Here is a 576-nt window from a genome sequence, read left to right as displayed (position 1 = left end):
GGCCAGGGGCGCAGGGACGCGCGCAGGCCCGCGCGGATGTCGTGGGCCGCCTCCGAAAGGCCCGTGGGGGGCCGGGGCGTGGGGGCGTACAGGACCTGTTCCACCGCGCTCGCCGCCCGGTGCACCGACTCCGCCGCCGGGCCGTCCAGACCGCCCAGCCGCACCATGCGGGCCGCCGCCTTGCGGGGCGTCAGCGAGTCGTCGGGGACGATGCCGTGGTCCCAGGCCGTGTCGATGACCTCCCGCCACACCGTCAGCGTGGCGGTGACCGGGTCGGCGTCCGGGTGCCCGGCCCGGGCCAGCCGCCGGGACCGGACCCGTACCCGCCACAGCCACGGCAGCAGCGGCAGCACCAGCGCCGCGAGCACGCCCAGGGTCACCGCGGCGACCGTGGCCGCGGACGTTCCGCCGCCGTCGCCGCCCAGGGGAGCCGCCGGGGCAACCTCGCCGCACTCGTTCTGCTTGCGCAGCTGCGCCGGGCAGGAGGAGGACGGGGCCGGCGCCGCGGAGGGCCGCGTCGAGGGGCCTTCGGAGGGCTTCACCGGGCTGCTGGGAGCGCCCGAAGGGGTGTCGGGG

General features: G+C 79.0%; 1 protein-coding gene. It reads right to left on the bottom strand.

Going from position 1 to position 576, the window contains the following annotated elements; translation table 11 throughout:
* Window positions 1-542, bottom strand: a 542-nt coding sequence (locus tag ACJA3G_RS38300; protein ID WP_406557585.1) for a DUF4129 domain-containing protein, incomplete at its 3' end; no start/stop codon positions are given.
* Window positions 543-576 lie beyond the last annotated feature (34 nt).

This window comes from Streptomyces sp. YS-3 (genome assembly GCF_045257485.1).
Classification (GTDB): domain Bacteria; phylum Actinomycetota; class Actinomycetes; order Streptomycetales; family Streptomycetaceae; genus Streptomyces.
This window is presented reverse-complemented; position numbering and strand designations above follow the sequence as displayed.